Annotated in this window: 17 protein-coding genes; 5 read left to right on the top strand and 12 right to left on the bottom strand. The window is 37.1% G+C overall.

From position 1 onward, the window contains the following. The first annotated feature begins 38 nt into the window (after window positions 1-38). Complete coding sequence (locus tag ACK3CR_RS16260; protein WP_243510397.1) at window positions 39-947, top strand: DMT family transporter; 909 nt, start codon at window positions 39-41, stop codon at window positions 945-947. A 19-nt stretch (window positions 948-966) separates the two neighbouring features. Here ACK3CR_RS16260 and ACK3CR_RS16255 read toward each other — a convergent pair whose 3' ends face one another. After that, entirely contained in the window at window positions 967-1,713 is a 747-nt protein-coding gene (locus ACK3CR_RS16255; RefSeq protein WP_061805189.1) for a TraR/DksA C4-type zinc finger protein, read from the bottom strand. Between the two features lie 178 nt (window positions 1,714-1,891). On the opposite strand from ACK3CR_RS16255, the gene ACK3CR_RS16250 reads away from it, so the two are divergent. Beyond that, complete coding sequence (locus ACK3CR_RS16250) at window positions 1,892-3,109, top strand: CynX/NimT family MFS transporter (protein ID WP_243510400.1); 1,218 nt, start codon at window positions 1,892-1,894, stop codon at window positions 3,107-3,109. Between the two features lie 10 nt (window positions 3,110-3,119). On the opposite strand, the gene ACK3CR_RS16245 is transcribed toward ACK3CR_RS16250, so the two are convergent. The 4 genes from ACK3CR_RS16245 to ACK3CR_RS16230 form a co-directional block, all read right to left on the bottom strand. Continuing rightward, window positions 3,120-4,145, bottom strand: coding sequence for an acyltransferase (locus ACK3CR_RS16245; RefSeq protein ID WP_268584910.1), 1,026 nt, complete (start codon window positions 4,143-4,145; stop codon window positions 3,120-3,122). Window positions 4,146-4,257: 112 nt separating this feature from the next. Beyond that, window positions 4,258-5,994 carry a serine hydrolase gene (locus tag ACK3CR_RS16240; RefSeq protein WP_488975768.1) on the bottom strand — a complete coding sequence of 579 codons (1,737 nt, stop codon included), beginning with the start codon at window positions 5,992-5,994 and terminating at the stop codon, window positions 4,258-4,260. Between the two features lie 103 nt (window positions 5,995-6,097). Beyond that, window positions 6,098-6,940 (bottom strand): aldo/keto reductase, encoded by an 843-nt coding sequence (locus tag ACK3CR_RS16235; protein ID WP_243520872.1) that lies wholly within the window; start codon window positions 6,938-6,940, stop codon window positions 6,098-6,100. A gap of 32 nt (window positions 6,941-6,972) precedes the next feature. Continuing rightward, complete coding sequence (locus ACK3CR_RS16230) at window positions 6,973-8,175, bottom strand: MFS transporter (RefSeq protein ID WP_243510403.1); 1,203 nt, start codon at window positions 8,173-8,175, stop codon at window positions 6,973-6,975. Window positions 8,176-8,362: 187 nt separating this feature from the next. Between ACK3CR_RS16230 and ACK3CR_RS16225 the strand changes: the two genes are divergently transcribed. Further along, entirely contained in the window at window positions 8,363-8,749 is a 387-nt protein-coding gene (locus ACK3CR_RS16225) for a winged helix-turn-helix transcriptional regulator (protein ID WP_243510404.1), read from the top strand. A gap of 29 nt (window positions 8,750-8,778) precedes the next feature. Here the strand turns inward: ACK3CR_RS16225 and ACK3CR_RS16220 are convergent, their stop codons facing one another. Further along, a complete protein-coding gene (locus ACK3CR_RS16220) occupies window positions 8,779-9,771 on the bottom strand; it encodes an LLM class flavin-dependent oxidoreductase (protein WP_488975767.1) in 993 nt (330 codons plus the stop codon). Between the two features lie 95 nt (window positions 9,772-9,866). On the opposite strand from ACK3CR_RS16220, the gene ACK3CR_RS16215 reads away from it, so the two are divergent. Then, window positions 9,867-10,310, top strand: a complete 444-nt coding sequence (locus tag ACK3CR_RS16215; RefSeq protein ID WP_488975766.1) for a YndM family protein — start codon at window positions 9,867-9,869, stop codon at window positions 10,308-10,310. A gap of 28 nt (window positions 10,311-10,338) precedes the next feature. Here ACK3CR_RS16215 and ACK3CR_RS16210 read toward each other — a convergent pair whose 3' ends face one another. Next, window positions 10,339-11,028 carry an MgtC/SapB family protein gene (locus ACK3CR_RS16210; protein ID WP_243510406.1) on the bottom strand — a complete coding sequence of 230 codons (690 nt, stop codon included), beginning with the start codon at window positions 11,026-11,028 and terminating at the stop codon, window positions 10,339-10,341. Window positions 11,029-11,165: 137 nt separating this feature from the next. Beyond that, on the bottom strand, window positions 11,166-11,558 hold the full coding sequence (locus ACK3CR_RS16205; RefSeq protein WP_488975765.1) for a hypothetical protein: 393 nt from the start codon (window positions 11,556-11,558) through the stop codon (window positions 11,166-11,168). A 329-nt stretch (window positions 11,559-11,887) separates the two neighbouring features. Between ACK3CR_RS16205 and ACK3CR_RS16200 the strand changes: the two genes are divergently transcribed. Then, window positions 11,888-12,703: a Cof-type HAD-IIB family hydrolase gene (locus ACK3CR_RS16200; RefSeq protein ID WP_488975764.1), complete on the top strand. Its 816-nt coding sequence runs from the start codon at window positions 11,888-11,890 to the stop codon at window positions 12,701-12,703. A 31-nt stretch (window positions 12,704-12,734) separates the two neighbouring features. Here ACK3CR_RS16200 and ACK3CR_RS16195 read toward each other — a convergent pair whose 3' ends face one another. The 4 genes from ACK3CR_RS16195 to ACK3CR_RS16180 form a co-directional block, all read right to left on the bottom strand. Further along, window positions 12,735-13,166 (bottom strand): threonine/serine exporter family protein, encoded by a 432-nt coding sequence (locus ACK3CR_RS16195; protein WP_019395467.1) that lies wholly within the window; start codon window positions 13,164-13,166, stop codon window positions 12,735-12,737. Between the two features lie 25 nt (window positions 13,167-13,191). Then, window positions 13,192-13,953, bottom strand: a complete 762-nt coding sequence (locus ACK3CR_RS16190; protein ID WP_019395466.1) for a threonine/serine exporter family protein — start codon at window positions 13,951-13,953, stop codon at window positions 13,192-13,194. Window positions 13,954-14,252: 299 nt separating this feature from the next. Further along, window positions 14,253-14,456, bottom strand: coding sequence for an IDEAL domain-containing protein (locus tag ACK3CR_RS16185; protein WP_019395464.1), 204 nt, complete (start codon window positions 14,454-14,456; stop codon window positions 14,253-14,255). Window positions 14,457-14,693: 237 nt separating this feature from the next. Continuing rightward, complete coding sequence (locus ACK3CR_RS16180; RefSeq protein ID WP_488975763.1) at window positions 14,694-14,990, bottom strand: hypothetical protein; 297 nt, start codon at window positions 14,988-14,990, stop codon at window positions 14,694-14,696. Between the last annotated feature and the right edge of the window lie 20 nt (window positions 14,991-15,010).

The following is a 15,010-nucleotide window of genomic DNA, read 5'->3' as shown; positions in this document are numbered from 1 at the left end:
CGATTACAATTTAGAAAAATGAATAAGGAGGGATTTTTATGAATAAAAAGCTCGCTTATCTTTATATTGTAGGGGGAGCTTCTCTTTGGGGAATTATTGGAGTCTTTGTTACAAAACTTTATGACCTTGGTTTTACTCCAGCTGAAGTTGTTGCTATTCGCGCCTTAATGGCGGCTATTTTTCTTCTTTGCTATACATTTATACATAATAAGAAGATGTTAAAAATTCATATACGCGACAGCCGTTATTTTGTTGGAACAGGTATTATTAGTATCGTCTTCTTTAACCTTTGTATGTTCACAGCTATTAAAGAAACATCCGTTTCTATTTCAGCTATTCTTCTTTACACAGCTCCTGCATTTGTGATGATTTTATCTTATCTTTTGTTCAAAGAAGCGTTTACCCTTCAAAAAGTAGTCGCACTGCTTATGACGTTTTGCGGCTGTGCTTTTGTTGTAGGGATTTTTTCAAATGATACAACCATTTCACTTTATGGTTTACTTGCTGGGCTTGGCTCTGGTTTCTTTTATTCTCTTTACAGCATTTTTGGCAAATTTGCATTAGAAAAATATGAATCAATCACTGTGACTGTTTATACCTTTGTATTTGCTGCAATCGCTATCGTGCCGTTTAGCGGTCTGCTATCTTCACCTCAACGCTTACTTCATCTAGACGTTTTACTTTATGGAATAGGACTTGGTTTCTTCTCCACAATGCTCGCTTTTTTACTCTATACAAAAGGACTAAGTTACGTGGAATCAAGCAGAGCTTCAATTGTAGCTACGCTTGAACCTGTTGTAGCCGCTCTGGCAAGCTTTCTCTTTTTTCACGAACGCCTTGATGTTTTTCAATATTTCGGCATTATTCTCGTTATTTCTTCCATTGTTATTGTTGGAACATCTTCCTCAACAAAATCACTATTTAAAGCAAGAAGCCAAAACCTATAAGATTTTGGCTTTTTAGCCTTTAGTCTTCTGTATATGGATCTTTTTCGTATGGCTCTAAATCACCAAACTCCGTCATAATGCCTTCTTCATCCAACACATTTTCATATTCCTCATGCTCTTTGTTTGGAAAAATGGTAATATTTTTTCCATCGATATCAACCCCAACAAAGTTTTCGTAGTCTTCTACATATCCATAGTTCTCATCTGACTCAATATATGTGTTTTGATAATCTTCAGGAGGATCATAAAAATCTGCTGGAGATTCTGATGTACCATATGATGAAGCATCTTGCCAAGAATCTTCTGCGTCATATGCTACATTTTCAAATTTATCGTCTAGATCATACTGTCCGAACGGAGGCATTAATACATCCTCTTCAATTGGACGTCCATGTGACACAAACTGGTCAGGGGCATGTTCTACACAATATCTTGCTGTTGGTAACGCTTCTAATCGTTCAACTGGAATTTGCTCTTGGCATACTTCACAAATTCCATATGTTCCTTTTGAAATAGCTTCAAGCGCTCTTTCTACGCCTTCATACTCAGCTCTAAAGTTTTCATTTAAAGCAACGTCTTTCTCACGTTCGTACTCTTCTGTGGCAAGGTCACCTGGATGATTATCGTAAAGGGAAAGCTCTGCTGTTGAGTCTCTTAAGCTTCTCTGTAAATTAAAGTGATCATTGTCTTCAAAATGAACGGATAATTCTTTTTTGCGCTCTAAAAGCTGGTTTTTAAACTCTGAAAGCTGGCGTGATGTTAGCATTTTGACATCCTCCCTTTGTTATGTTTCGCTCTTTATAAAATGATGTTCTCGTTTAGCGTTCCCTAAAAGAAGGAGGAAGATTACGTAGAAATAATTGGCGCTTTCTACTATACAGGTTGTGCTCATTGTGATAATCTGACGAAGGAATATGAAACACGTACAGAAAGAAGGATAAAAAATGGAGCACAGTACAAAAACACTTAGAAATTCAAATAGCACAGCAGCTGAGACAAAAGTGTTTCTTTTAATCGGCATTATCTTTATTGGTGCAAATTTACGTGCACCTCTCACATCTGTTGGTCCTTTGCTTTCTTCGATCAGAGAGCAGCTACATCTCTCAAGCACTGCAGGAGGAATGTTGACAACTGTTCCATTACTTGCTTTTGCTGCTCTTTCACCGTTTGCAGCAAAGGTGGCAAATAAAGTTGGAATGGGAACTACCCTGTTCTTTTCCCTGCTTCTTTTAACATTGGGAATTTTTATTCGTTCAACAAGTGGGGTAAGCCTTTTATTTATCGGTACTCTTTTCATTGGACTCGCTATTGCAGTGTGTAACGTTCTTTTACCAAGTTTAATTAAACAAGACTTCGCTCATAATGTTGGTTTAATGACAGGGGTCTATGCGGTTTCAATGAACTTATGCGGAGCAATTGGCTCTGGAATAAGTCATCCTATCTCAGTAGCCTCAAGCTTAGGATGGAAAGGAGCGCTTGGATGCTGGGGAATTTTATCGTTTATCGCACTTTTATTATGGCTGCCGCAGCTTAAAAAGTCTGGCTACCAAAAACAAGCCAAAACGCTTAAAAAGACGCCGTCACTTTCCCTTTGGAAATCAAAACTTGCTTGGCAAATCTCGCTTTACATGGGACTGCAGTCTGTTTTATTTTATACGATCATTGCTTGGATGCCGGATATTTTGAAAGAACAAGGGCTAACATCAGATGATGCGGGATGGACTCTTTCTTTTATGCAGCTTGCTATTATTCCTTTTACATTCCTTATTCCAATTATTGCTGGAAAGCTTAACAATCAGCGCGGCCTTGTCACCATTTCTGGCGTTCTTTTGTTTATTGGAATCATTGGAATTTTATATGGACCTCTTTCTTTTATAAAACTTTTTATTATTTCATCAGGAATTGGAATAGGATCTGCTTTTAGTCTTGCGATGATGTTTTTTACGCTTCGAACAAGCAATGCTAAGGAGGCAGCTGAACTTTCCGGTATGGCTCAGTCGTTAGGCTATTTGTTAGCCGCACTTGGACCATTTTTGTTTGGGTTACTGCACGATGTAACACACGGATGGACAATTCCCCTTTTCCTTTTGCTATTCTTTTCGCTTCTTCTTTTCTTATGCGGAATGGGAGCAGGAAAAAACCGTGTTATTGAAAACAGCTGAAGGTTTTCCTTCAGCTGTTTTTTAAGTTTACAGCCTTTTTGGTTTTTTGGAGCCCAGCATAGGTCATATATGAGAATACAAAAATAAAGAGCGTATAAACAATATTCAATAACAAATGGCCTTCAAGGCTTTCAATCCCAATCATCTTTAAGAGGAAATCTAAAATACGAATAAAAAAGACGTGAATAACGTAAATTCCTAAAGCATTTGCTCCTACTTTAGCAAACAAGCTTCCTCTCCCATACTGAGGATATGAAAGAGCAAAAGAAAAAAGACAGAAAGTCAGAAAGAAAGTAGATAAAAAGTACTCTCCAAAAGGAGCGTGTAGCACATAGCGAAGCACATATGCTTCTGTTGCTTGAAGCAGGATAAATAGAAAAAAGAACGTTCTATAAATGGAAGAAGAAATAGGTCTCGGCGCTGAAAGGCCTGGATGAAGAGCAAAAAAACAGCCAAGGGTTGTATAAAATAAGCCAAAAAAAAGCGCGTCTCTTGTACTCACGGATACCTTATAAAAAAGCGCATAAGACTGACCGAAAAGTCCTGCTATATATAAAAGAAAGCTGATGGGTAAAAGCACATACAGTTTTTTTACTTTTACGAACATATAAACAATAAGAGTACTCCAAATAAGCGCGGTTAAAAACCAAAGCTGATAAGCACTTGTTCCTTCTCCATAGTAAAAAACATTTTTTAATGTCAGCTTTTCAAAATAAGAGGAAATTTCTTTGCTTACGTTCCCTCCTTTTTCATATATGATAAAAAGATCGTAAAGAGCATAAAAAATGAACCAGCAAACATAGATTTTTATAAGCTTAACTATATACTTTAATGTGTATGTCCACGAATATTTTGTGGTAAGCATTTTTAAGCCAAACAGATATCCTGAAGCTGTAAAGAAAAACGGAACCGCAAAACGAGCAAAGTTATCGAGAATAAATAGAACAACTTCTCCATCAATTGGAAATGTATGAATGATAACAACCGCTAATATAGCAAAAAACTTTATATAATCAATTGCTTCGTTTCGCTCCATAATGCACCCCTTCTTTTTTCTTAGTATGAGCGAAACGAAACCATTCAAATCGCTTTTATCTTTACTATCTTTATAACGAGAAAAAAGAGCCCAAAATGAAGGCTCCTCTTATCTAACAATCCACTTTTTCCTCTTCTTTCTTTACTTTTTCACCAACAAACTCCCCGTTTGGCTGAATAATTGTTATACGCTGAACTTCTTGTTGTTCATTTTCCGCAAACTGTACGCTAAATCCATCTAGTCCTTTAAAATAAAAAGCACCTTTTTTATATGGAACAAGCTCATAATCAGGTTGACCTTGTAGCGACAGAACTAACATACTTTCTTTCTTTAAAGAAACGGTTGCTAACATCTCCCCTTGAAGCTTGTATTGACCAACATATCGTCTAAGTTCTTCTTTATCTTGAAGACGTTGGTCAGGAACTTTTTCAAACACAATATCTTTTGTTCCAGGTTCAAGTGCAAACGGACCTGAAAGCGTTGCAATCTCTCCATATACATTTCCTTGAAATGACAGGAGAAGTGTATGATTGAATGCCGCAATTTTCATTTGAAAAACATCATAATGATAGTGAGTTAACTCGGAGTGAACAGAATTGAATGTTGCTTCTAATTTGCCATCCTTATAGGTGATTTTCATATTCCCATACCCTTTATGATGATACGTCCCTTCATAATCTTTTAACGGATGTGATGGCTGAGTATTTGGTACTTTTCCTTTCTCCTCCTTTTCTCCACTTCCTGTCATTGTTGCTTTCAATTCTTTAAGCTTTTCTTGCAGTTCGTTACTCCACTGCTTTTCCTTTAAATGAAGCAGACGATCATAAATATTGTAGACAATGGTATCAGGGAAAAGTGTTGCATCTTTATTTGTCAACACAACTACTCCAATGTTTTCATACGGAAGAAAGGAAACAAGAGCTGTAAAACCATCAATGTTTCCCCCGTGATGAATATGATGATGCCCTCTGTATGGAGAAATAAACCATCCTCCTCCATAAGTAGAAATTGGCACTTCTTTTGTTGGAAACATAAGCTCACAAGACATATGAGGGGTATGAAGGGTTTTCATTTCTTGTCCTGAAATGATTCGTTTTCCGTCAAACTCTCCTTTTTGAAGATGAAACTTCAACCAGTTCACCATTTCCTTTATATTTGAGTTAATAGAGCCTGCTGGCCCAATTTCATCAATGTTTCGGAAAGGGACTTTTGTTACTTTCCCGTCGATTTCTTTATATGGAAGAGAATAATCTTTGCTTTTTTGCATATCTTCAACTGAAAAATTACTTTTCTTCATATGTAGAGGTGTAAAAAGTCGTTTTTTGACTAACGCTTCATAAGAAGAATGAGCAACTTCTCCTGCTAAGTAACCCGCTGTTAAATACATTAAGTTTTGATACTGCCATTCTGATCTAAAATCTACGTTTCCGTCTAAATACTGAATACGTTGGATCAGTTCTTCTCGTGATAAATCTGCTCCGTACCATACTAGTTCATGACGAGGCAAACCTGAGCGATGAACTAGTAAATCAAGCGGCGTTATACGTTCTGATGCTACAGGATCTTTTAATTTAAAGGAAGGCAAATACGTACGAACAGGCTCGTCCCACGCAAGCTTTCCTTCATCAACAAGAAGTGCAAGGGCTGAAGCTGTAAATGCTTTTGTAGATGAACCAATTGCAAATAATGTTTCTTCTGTGACAGGAAGGTTTTTTTCGATATCACGCAACCCAAACCCTTCTGAAAATATCACTTCTCCGTCTTTGACAATCGCAACAGCAGCTCCTGGTACTTCCCACGCTTTCATTTCTTCTTCTAGAAAGGTTTTAAAACCGCTAAGTTCATTCATTTTTTCTCCTCCTTTTTTTCTCTATACTATATACGAAAAAACAAGAAAAAAGTTCCAATAAAAAACGCATATAACTAAAGTTATATGCGTTCTCTACCTTCATTTAGAAGTTAAATTCATTTGGATTTGGACCAACACGACGATTTTCATTTAAAGAGCTAATTTGTTGCATCTCTTCTTTTGTTAATTGGAAATCAAAAATGTTGGCATTTTCAATAATGCGGTGTTCTTTTGTTGATTTCGGAATTGTAATCACTCCATTTTGAACATCCCAGCGAAGAATAATTTGAGCAACAGATTTTCCATGATGTTTGGCAATGTGCGTCAACTCTTCATTTTGTAAAAGCTCTCCTTGCATAAGTGGTGACCATGCTTCAAAACGAATCTCGTTCTCCTCACAAAAAGCCTTTACTTCACTTTGAGTCAAGCGAGGATGGTACTCGACTTGGTTAATCATTGGTTTAATTTCAGCTTGCTTCAATAATGCCTCTAAATGATGAACTTCAAAATTGCTTACGCCAATTGCTTTTACTTTTCCTTCTTTATAAAGAGTTTCAAGTGCTCTCCAAGACTCCTTATACTGATCTTTTCCTGGCCAGTGAATAAGATAAAGGTCAAGATAATCGAGACCAAGTTTTTTCAAACTTTCTTCATAAGCAGAGATTGTTTCTTCATAGTTTAAACCATCATTCCATACTTTTGATGTGATAAATAGGTCTTCACGACGTAAATTGTTTTCTTCCAAAGCTTCTTTAACGCCAACGCCAACTCCCTCTTCATTGCCGTAAATAGCAGCTGTATCAATGCTTCTGTACCCGTGCTTAATTGCATTTTTCACAGCCTCTACAAGCTCTTTCCCCTCTTCTACTTTGAACACGCCTAGTCCAAATCCGGGCATTTTGACTCCATTGTATAGTGTTACTGTATCCTGTAAGTTTTTCATTATTAAAATCCTCCTAAAATGTTTTCTTATCCTTGCTAAGCAATGTTTCTTCCAGCTTTTTGATCTTTTCTTTCTAAAGAGCGACTCCACCCTGTTAGAAGTACAGCGCCAGCTACCATCACGGCTCCAACCCATGTTGTATGAACAAGGCCAAGTGAGTTTGTGACGACTCCTCCAAAATAAGAACCAAGCGCAATTCCTGCATTGAACGCTGCAATGTTAATCGCAGACGCCACGTTCACAGCACTTGGTACAAACCGCTCTGCAAGCATTACAACATATACTTGCAGACCGGGAACGTTCATGAATGCGAAAAGTCCCATCATCAAGATTGTCGCTAACCCTATCCCTTTGAAAGGCGCGGTGAAAAACAATGCTAACAGAATAAGTGCTTGAAAAATAAACATGTAAAACAGCGCTCTTACCGGGTTTTGGTTAGAAAGTTTCCCACCAACCATGTTTCCAATCGCAATTGCTACTCCGTAAAGAAGAAGAAGAACAGCAACAGTACTTCCTTTAAAACCTGTTACATCTTGTAAAAGTGGTGAAAGGTACGTAAAGACAACAAATGTTCCACCATATCCAAGAGCTGTAATAACAAACACAAGCAATAAACGACCGTTTGTTACTAATTTCACTCCATCTTTAATTGTTGTTTTTTGTCCTTTTGACAAGTTTCCTGGCACTAGTATACTATTTGCGATAAAAGCAACAATTCCAATGACAACAATTGTGACAAAAGCAAGACGCCATCCAAACTGCTGACCAATAAAAGTTCCAAACGGCACTCCTGTAACGGTCGCCACCGTTAACCCTGTAAACATTATAGAAATTGCGCTTGCCCGACGGTCTTTTGAAACGAGATCAGCGGCAATTGTTGAACCAATTGACATAAAAACACCGTGAGAAAAAGCAGCGATAACTCTTCCAAAAAGAAGCATGCTAACGTGAATAGCCCCTGCTGAGATTATATTTCCGATAATAAAGACAATCATAATCCATAGTAAAAGTGACTTTCTTGACATATTAGAAGTAACGCTCGTTAAGACCGGTGCTCCAAATGTTACTCCTAGTGCATATAAAGAAACGGTTAGACCTGCTGTTGTAACCGAAATATTTAGATCTTCGGAAATAAGCGGCAAAAGTCCTACACTAATAAATTCTGTCGTTCCTATAGCAAAAGCACTCACAGCTAAAGCAAGCAGTGCAAACGTGCTTTGTTTTTTACTTAAAGACATGAAAAACTTCCTCCTTTATCTATTGATTTTTGGTTTGTTTGTTTTTTTTAAAAAAACAAGGTACAGTAAAAAAAGAATCTAATAAACCGCCGGTAAATGTTATTATGGGAGATAAGAATAGAAAAAGGAAGAACGCACTTTAAAGTGCTGTAGGTACTTTTTAGTACCTATAGAAAAGGAGAAAAAAATGGAAAAAAAGCTTGAAGCAAAAAAGAAATACAACATTTCAGTAGAAGCCACGCTTGAAGTTATCGGAGGAAAATGGAAATGCGTTATTCTTTGTCATTTAACGCACGGTAAAAAAAGAACAAGTGAGTTAAAGCGCCTTATGCCAAACATTACGCAAAAAATGCTCACTCAACAGCTTCGAGAGCTTGAAGAAGATGGCATTGTAAATCGCATCGTGTATCAGCAAGTGCCACCTAAAGTGGAATATGAGCTAAGCGAGTATGGAAAAAGCTTAGAAAGCATTCTAGATGCCTTGTGCAACTGGGGAGCTTCTCATATTACGAAAGTTTATGGAGACAAGTTTTCTGTCTTAGAAGATAGCGTATTAAACGATAAATTAAAATAAAAGATCCTGCTAACGCGGGATCTTTTATTTTATAGAAATATCTCTGCCAAACGCTTAAATGATTTTTTCTTTTCTTCAAAATCATATATATTCGCAAGAGCCATCACTTCATCTGCACCATATCGCTTCATCAGATTAAGAAGCTCTCTCTTTACTGTTTCACGTGAACCAATGATCATTCGCTTTCGATTTTGACGTATTTTTTCTTGATCTCGTTCTGTGTAATGATAAGCTTTTGCTTCTTCTATGTTCGGAACACGACTGTCTAACCCTTTCTCAACCTGAAGGAGCCACAAGTCTTGACTTGAAGCAAGCAACTCTGCTTCCTCATCACTTTCCCCACAAATAATAAAGACCGTTACAATTGAAGCAGGATTTTGCAAGTACATGGAAGGTTTAAACGATGCTTGATACGTCTTTAACGCTTCTGCTCCCCTGTTCGGAGAAATAAAATGGCCGAAAACATAGCCTACTCCATGACTTGCAGCTAAGGAAGCGCTATTCTCCCCAAGCCCTAGCGTCCAAAGCGCAGGAGGCTTGTCTGTTAGAGGGGCGGCTTTAATGCCACTGTAGGAGTGACTTCCTGGAAGCGTTCGATGAAGATGATAGATAACATCTTGAAGCTTTCTTGGATAAGCTTTCAAACCATTTTCCTCTGTATCCCCGAGCGCTCTTCTAATTTTCTCTGGTCCGCCTGGAGACCTCCCAACGCCAAGATCAATTCGCCCTGGATAAAGAGCTTCCAGCTGCTGAAATACTTCGGCAATTTTAAATGGACTATATTGTGGTAAAAGCACTCCTCCAGAACCAACACGAATAGATGAGGTTTTAGCTGCAATATGACTCATTAATATTTCAGGAGCTGTGCTTGCAAGCCCTCTTGTTCCATGATGTTCTGCAAACCAATATCTTCTATATCCTAACGACTCCGCGTATAAAGCAAGCTGTGCTGATTTTTCAAGTGTTTGGTGAGCGTTTTGTCCTTTTGAAATTGGTGCTTGATCGAGTATGCTCAGTTTCATTTCACTTTCATTCCTTCCTAATGTTATGGCACATGTTACCCGAGTATAAAACTTTATTCTTCCGTTCACACTAAAAATAAAAAGGAGGGTCGGATATGAACCATCTAAAAGCGCTACTTGTAAAATTTATTTGTTCTATCATTGCTTTTGCAATTGCACTTGATTTATTTTTTGATGCCACAATTGTTGATATTCTCTCATTTAGTTTATTCGTAACAGTTGCTTCATACTTAATTGGCGATCAAATCATCTTGCGCCGCCTTGGCAACAGAGAAGCTATTATTGTCGAATTTTTGCTAACGTATATGAGCGTTTGGATTTTTGGGAGTATTCTTTTTGACAGCTACCCCCAAGTAGCTTGGGGAAGCATCTTATCAGCGCTAATTATTACAGGAGCTGAAGTACTTGTTCATCGCTATTTCCTTAATTATGTACCGAAAGAAAGAAAAGTGAAAGATAGGCGCTTCAAACGCCGTCTTGCTTATAGTACTGAAATGGCAAAAGAAACGGATATCCATAATAAAAACGAACCAGAATAAAAAGCGAAAGCCTGTAGGCTTTCGCTTTTTATAAGGATTCCATTTCAACGCTTACAATATGCTCAATATGTTTCAGCTCATAATACACTTCTGTTGTATAAACACTTTCATCTACTAAAAGACTTAGCTCAAGCTGAAGAAGATCACTATTTTTCAAATCTTTAATTCGGACTTTTTGTGCCTTCATTTTACGTTGTTTTAGTTCTTTTAAGATATCCGTCATTTTTTCATCGTTATCTACTACAATCTTTACTTTCAGCTCTTTTTCACGAAGCTTTTTCGGACCGATTCCTTTAATTAAAACAGGTAAAATTTCAACGCTTATAATAAGCAACCCTGTTGCCAGAATAGCTTCAAACCAAAAACCAGCTCCACAAGCAATTCCGACGCCTCCCGCTGCCCATACCATTGCTGCTGTTGTTAATCCAGAAATAATATCGTTATTTCGGCGTAAAATTACACCTGCGCCTAAAAATCCGATTCCAGATACAATTTGTGCAGCCAATCGAAGAGGATCCATCGGTCGCTCATACTCTTCTGCGAACTGATAGGCAGCCTCAATGGACACACTTGTTAACAAACAGCTTGTAATCCCAATTACAACGCATGTTTTGAGTCCTAATGGTTTTTTCTTTAGCTGACGTTCAAGGCCAATAATGATAGATAAAATAGCAGAAACCCCAATGTTAAAAATAAACTCATGATTATACAGGTTCATCCTTTTGCTCCTCCAAAGAACTTTTCTCTCTTATTTCGTTATCCGTTCTACTAAAAGTTTGCCCTTTTATTATTAATTTATCAAGTATAATTTACATTATATAATGTACTTAACAATGAATAGAGTAAAAAAGCATCCTATGCAATGGATGCTTTTTCTGTTTCTTTTAGCTTATTCTCCAACGTTTGCATCTCTATCTCTGCTTGCTTTCTTTTAGCAAAGGAAAGCTTCAATGCTTCTTCGTCAAAGCGTGCTTTTTCAAGTAACATTTCTACAGATTCTATAAACATCGGAACAGTTTTCAGAGAGCTTTGATGATTGTTGTTATACTGTTCTGGTACAGCTAACTTCTTCATGTCTTCTAAGCAAGAAGTATATTGTTTTAAAAGCTCTCTATACCCTATATTCACTTCTTTTATCGTTTTTCTTTGTTCCATTAAATCTTGGTTTAAAGAAATATATGCGTTTGAAATATTCGTTAAACTTCTTTGAAGCTCCTCTCTTGCTTCAATATAGTTTTCTTTATTCACGATTATTCCTCCCCCATCGTTATGGCTTTTCTTCTCTTTACCCTATTTAATTTAAAAGAAACACAAAAAATCCATAAAGAGACTACTTCTTCACAGATTTCTGTACAACACAAAAAGAGGCCGTATAAACGGCCTCTCTGACGTATTGCGGCGAAAAACCATATGACCACATTCATATGTTGAGCAAAAGCTCATTTTTCGTCTTATGCAATTAGCTCATCGCTTTATTAATATAACATCATTCATAAAAAATAACAATCTTTTTTTTATTTTCTATTAGAGAGATTTATAGTACGATATGAACATAGAAAAGAAAAGGAGCGAAAATAATGGCCTATAAAATGATTGTGCTAGATTTAGATGATACCCTTTTGCGTGACGATCATACCATCTCACCATTAACAAAAAAAGCACTAATGGATGCACAAGAGAGCGGGGTAAAAGTCGTCTTAGCTTCTGGACGTCCTACATATGCAATGCTTGATATTGCGAAGGAACTTCATTTGGATGAATATGGAAGTTACATCTTGTCTTTCAATGGAGCTAAAATTATTAATTATAAAACAAAGGAAGAACTTTTTAGCAGTACCCTTTCTCCTGAAACAGTGCACCGTTTATACGACTTAAGTAGCAAAGAAGACGTGGGCATTCATACGTATGTAGGTGATACAATTGTAACGCCAAAAAACAATGAATTTACAGAGATTGAGGAACAGATTACAGGATTGCCAATTAATGAAGTTTCTAATTTTAAAGAAGCCATCACAACTCCTGTTGTAAAAGTTCTTATGGTGGATAATCCTGAAAAGCTAGCACTTGTAGAAAAGAAACTCCAAAGAGAACTGAACGGCATTCTTAGCGTTATGAGATCGAAGCCTTATTTCTTAGAGTTTACAGAAGCTGGCGTAACAAAAGGAACGAGCTTGAGCCAACTTATTAAAAAGCTTGGTATTGAACGTGAGGAAGTTATGGCATTTGGTGATAGCTATAACGACCTTGCTATGCTTGAGTTCGCAGGTCTTGGAGTTGCTATGGGGAATGCTCCTGATGACATTAAAGAAAAAGCAGACTATGTAACAGATACAAACATGAATGAAGGTATTCCAAAAGCTCTTGAAAAATTCGTTTTAACACCAGCACACTAAAAAAAGCGCGGGAGAAATTTCCTGCGCTTTTTTATAACCTTACACGACGAATCATTTGATTGAAAATCTCAGATAATACAAGCCCCATTGCGATAGCGCCTGAAATCATAAGCGCTTTTGCCCCGAATTGAGCTGCTAACGCATAGTTATTTTCAACAATATTTCGCATTGAATTGTAAGCAAGCGTACCTGGTACAAGAGGAATGATTCCAGCTACGTTAAAAATGATAATCGGTGTCTTATAAAGCTTCGCAAACACTTGGCTGACAATTGCAATAGCAAACGCAGCCACAAGTGTGGCCACTATTGAATCTGTATCAGCGTCCGCTACAAGCAGGCTATAAATGCACCAGCCAAACATGCCAACAAAGCCCGATTTAATGATTGAATGTCTCGGTGCGTTAAAAATAATGCCAAAGGCAGCGGAAGCAACGAAACTTGTTAAAATCTGATCAATCATCATATTACATATTCCTTTCCTCTGTAAGTTATAAAACTGTAAAAATAACCGCGGCAACCCCGGCTCCAATAGCAAAAGCGGTTAAAAAGGCGTCTGCTCCCTTTGCAAGCCCTGAAATGAGGTGCCCTGACATAAGATCTCTTACTGCATTTGTAATTAAAAGTCCCGGTACAAGTGGCATGAGTGAGCCAATAATAATTTTATCAATTTCGTTTCCAAGCCCTTTTGTAACAAAAGCATAAGCAATAAGAGCAATAATAAGAGAGGCTAGAAACTCAGCTAAAAATTTAACGCGAACAATACGATGAAAATAAATAAAGCAAGAAAATCCAATACCACTCGTAATAAGAGCAGGAAAAAAATCGCTCCATCCGCCTTGTGATAAAAATAAGAAACAGCCACTTGCAATAGAAGCTGCAAGAACCTGAATACGAACAGGATATGTCATGCTGTCTGTTTCAACTTCTTTTAATCGTTTGAACGCCTCTTCAACAGGCACTGTCCCTGTACTAATTTCACGGGAAATGCTGTTCACAACACTCACCTTATGAAGGTCTGTTGTTCTGTCTGAAATGCGAATTAACTTTGTTGGTTCTCCTTGGCCTTCAACAGAGAAAATAATACCTGTTGGGGTAACATAGCTATGTGTACGACCTATTCCATATGAAGCGGCAATTCTCATCATCGTATCTTCGACTCGGTTTGTCTCTGCTCCACTTTCAAGCATCAATTTTCCGGCAAGTAAGCAGAGTTCAATGACATTATACGTTTTTGGGGTTTCATTTTCCATTTTATCTCTCTCCACAATGATTAGTATGCTTTTAGTAAAGAATAAGCGCTACAATATTTTAGCATTCTTACAGTGTAAAACAAAAAGGCTCAACTTAGCAATCTATTTTACCGTCTTTATGTGAAAAGAATTTCATATCATAAATAAATTGAATCTTTTTATCATCGTTAGCTTTCCTAGCCAAACTTATTCCCATTAATTTCAAGCCCCTGCATTTTCTTACCCTATTTGTTATGATGTAAAACAATACAAAAAAGAAGAAGCAGAGTTGCTTCTTCTTTTAACGTTCATCTATTAAGCTATACGGCAGAGAGATTTTTTAGCTCTTCCGTTAACCGTAAAAATTCTTCTTTGTTCTGATTCTCTAGTGACTGGTCGATTTCCTTTTGGATTTGTTGCTCTCGAAACGCATTTAAAGCTTGATCCAATACCATTTCAGCAATAAGCGAGTCCGTAACATTTACTTTAGGGGATTGAGAAGGATTAACTGCATTGTCTTTCATAAGAAATCAACTCCTTGTCCTTTTTTATATTATAACAGAAATTTCAGATAATTCAACTTATTTTAATAATTATTTTTAAGCTGCAAAAATTCCCTTTTTTTTGAGATTGTCGGTGTTTCTTTACTTCTTCTCTTCCCTTTTTTCTTACTTGCTAAACAGAAAAATGTAAGCGCTAAGCAAAAATCAAAAAACTCCTCATAAGTTAAAAGAACACCTGCCACCAGGTGTTCTTTTAACTTATGTAAATCGCTTAAGCTGATCTAGACGGTTTTCCTTTGTCATAATCTCAATTTGTTTTTCTTCTAACAAATCAAAATGAGGGTACCCTGAACGGTTATCAATCGCTTTTTTAGGAAGATTATATTTCTCTCCCCAATCGATTAAACGCTCTATATTGCTGCAGCCTACTTTTGTGACCGTTTTAGCGTTTGGAAAGCGATCATCAAGCCAATAGTGGGTCAAAAATGCAATTTCACCCTCCTCAACGGCTCTCTTCCAATTTTCTAACTCTTTTCGTTTAATACCGAAAGCCATACTTTCACCTGTTTTCTATC

This window comes from Priestia sp. TRM10, assembly GCF_057808375.1.
Note: the sequence above shows the minus strand (reverse complement) of the source record. Positions and strands in the feature narration are given on the sequence as shown.